Here is a 2745-nt window from a genome sequence, read left to right on the forward strand (position 1 = left end):
AGGGGAGTTGATTCTCGTTCTGGACCCGGATTGTCAGACCTCTCTGGCAGGCTTCGTTCTCACCTACAGCCGCACGGACGGCCTGCGGGTGACGTCCGCTGACGCGATCGCCGCGGACGGACAAGCGGAGACGGAGGAAGAGGGTGGGGACGACGAGCAGGTGCCGGACGACCGACGGCTTAGCCAGGAACCCGAGAGGGGCGCGGTGAGCGAGGAACCACCCGCGCCGCCGGGGCCGCCTTCCTTCAACCTGGCCGTCGAGCCGTGGCTGCCGGTTCAGCGTTCGGACGGCACGACCGCGCAGCTCTCCCTCCTCGACCTCTTCCAACAGGCGGATTCTGTAAGGCGGTTGGTGGGTGACGTTCCGACGCAGGAGATCGCCCTGCTGAGGCTCCTGCTCGCGATCCTCCACGACGCGCTGGACGGTCCGGCGGAGATCGAGGACTGGGAAGACCTGTGGCTGTCGGCGGACCCGTTCGCGGCCGTGGCGGACTATCTCGCCCAACACCGGGATCTCTTCGACCTGTTCGACTCTGAGCGCCCCTTCTACCAGGTCGCCGGGTTGCACACCGCGAAGCACGAGGTCGCGCCGCTTAGCCGGATCGTCGCGGACGTCCCGGTGGGCGAGGCGTTCTTCACCATGCGCCGTCCGGGCGTCGAGGCGCTGTCGTACGCGGAGGCGGCCCGCTGGCTGGTGCACGCGCACGCTTTCGACACGTCGGGCATCAAGTCCGCGATGGTCGGCGACGACCGGGCCAAGGCGGGCAAGGTCTATCCGCTCGGGGTGGGGTCGCTGGGGCATCTCGGCGGGGTCTTCGCCGAGGGCGCCACCTTCCGGGAGACGCTGCTGCTCAACCTCATCGCCCTGGAGGAACCGGAGGCCGGCTTCGACGACCGCGCGGTGAAGGACCTGCCGGTCTGGCGGCGACCGGAACCCCTAGGTCCCGGGGAGCGCGAGAGCGTCGACGGCCGGTCGGCGCCCGTCGGTCTCCGGGATCTCTACACGTGGCAGTCCCGCCGTATCCGGCTGGACGCGCAGGCGGGTGCCGTGACGGGTGTGGTCCTCGGTTACGGCGACCCCCTCACGCTCGCCGCCCCCTGGAAGTGCGAGCCGATGTCGAGCTGGCGGCGCAGCGAGGCGCAGGAGAAGAAGCAGGGCCGTACGCCGTTCTACACGCCGTTGCGGCACGACCCGAGTAGGGCGGCGTGGCGTGGTTTGGAGGCGTTGCTTCCGGCGCGGCGGCAGGTGTCCGACGATGGTCGGCGCGGTGAGCCAGACCGGGTGTTGCGTTCCGGGGTGGCTCGTTGGTTCGCGAAGGTGATCACCGCGAGTGAGATCCCGGCGGGAACGCTGGTGCGGCTGCGGCTGGTGGGTGCGGTGTACGGCACGCAGCAGTCGGTGGTGGACGAGATCGTGGACGACTCCGTAGTGCTGCCCGTCGTCGCCCTGCACGAGACGAACCAGATCTACGGCGCGGCTGCGGTCGACGCCGTGAGTGACGCGGAGCTGGCCGTGGTCGCCCTGGGGCATCTCGCGGCAAACCTGGCCCGTGCCGCGGGCACCGATCCGGCAACTCCCCAAGCAAGCGCCCGCGACCTGGGTTTCGGCACCCTGGACGGGCCGTACCGGGCCTGGCTGAAGGACCTGCTCAGCTTCCCTGACCTGGTGACGGCACGCCAGGAGTGGAAGAACACCGTCCACCGCCACCTGCTGCGCCTCGGCCAGCAACTCCTCGATTCCGCCGGACCCGCCGCCGACGAGGGCCGCCTCACCGACGTACCCGGCCTCGGTGTCCGGCTGATGGATGTCAGCCGCGCCGACCAGTTCTTCCGCCTGCGCCTCTACAAGGTCCTGGGCCCCCTTTCCGCCGAACGCACGGAGAGCGATTCATGAGCACGACGACCAGGACGGCCAAAACCAAGGACGAGCTCCTTTCCCTCGCCGAAAAGGCCGCCCGGAAGACCGTGGAGTGGTTGCAGTACGGCTACCGTGAGAACAACGCGGCAGCCGTGGCAGCCGTCGCGAGGCTGCGGCGGGAAGCAGGCCGCGAACCCCACGCCTCCCCCACCAGTTGGGGGATCGACGACCTGGAAGTTCTCACCAAGCTCCGCGCGGAACAGCGGGAGGAGAGCGACGACACCGCGCACTGGTTCGTCTCGCGCAAGCGCCGCGAACGCGAGATGCAGGAGGAGCGCGAGGACCGGGCGGTGCACCTGGCGGTGACCCTGTGGGCGCTCCACCAGCAGTCGGTGCGTGACGAGGCAATGCACGTCCGTGGCTGGTCGCTGGGCCGAGCGGTACGGCGGCTCGCCCAGGAGAAGGGCACGGAGGCCCCTGCGGCGGACGACGTTCAAGGTGCTGTGGAGAACGCCAGCTCCGCCCTGCGTAAACGCTTCGTACGCCTGGGCACCTCCTCCGACATCGACGTCCTGGGCCGCCGTCTGCGGGAGATCGTGCTGCTGCTGCGCGAGGCCCGCATCCCCGTGGACTACGGGCGGCTGGCCGGCGAACTCGACCGCTGGCAGGACGGTGAACGGCAGGCCGACGTCCGCCGCGCCTGGGGCCGCGAGTTCCACCGCGTGTACAAGACTGCCGCGTCCAAGAACGACGAGGAAGCCCCGCAATCACCCGCCCCTGAGGTCGATTTCGTGACCGACGACGCGGGCGAATGACCCCCAGCCGACCGAGAAGAAACGGAATCCCGGTGACCCGCACGATCCTCGACGTCCACATCCTCCAGGTGG

At 69.6% G+C, this 2745-nt stretch carries 2 protein-coding genes; both read left to right on the top strand.

The window, feature by feature from the left end; all coding sequences use genetic code 11:
* Window positions 1-1894, top strand: a 1894-nt coding sequence (gene casA / locus PV682_RS43920) for a type I-E CRISPR-associated protein Cse1/CasA (RefSeq protein ID WP_319738551.1), incomplete at its 5' end; no start/stop codon positions are given.
* Window positions 1891-2673, top strand: a complete 783-nt coding sequence (gene casB / locus PV682_RS43925) for a type I-E CRISPR-associated protein Cse2/CasB (RefSeq protein WP_319738553.1) — start codon at window positions 1891-1893, stop codon at window positions 2671-2673. The genes casA and casB, both read left to right, overlap by 4 nt.
* The last annotated feature ends 72 nt before the right edge of the window (window positions 2674-2745 follow it).

The organism is Streptomyces niveiscabiei, assembly GCF_033794345.1.
Taxonomy (GTDB): Bacteria; Actinomycetota; Actinomycetes; order Streptomycetales; family Streptomycetaceae; genus Streptomyces; species Streptomyces niveiscabiei.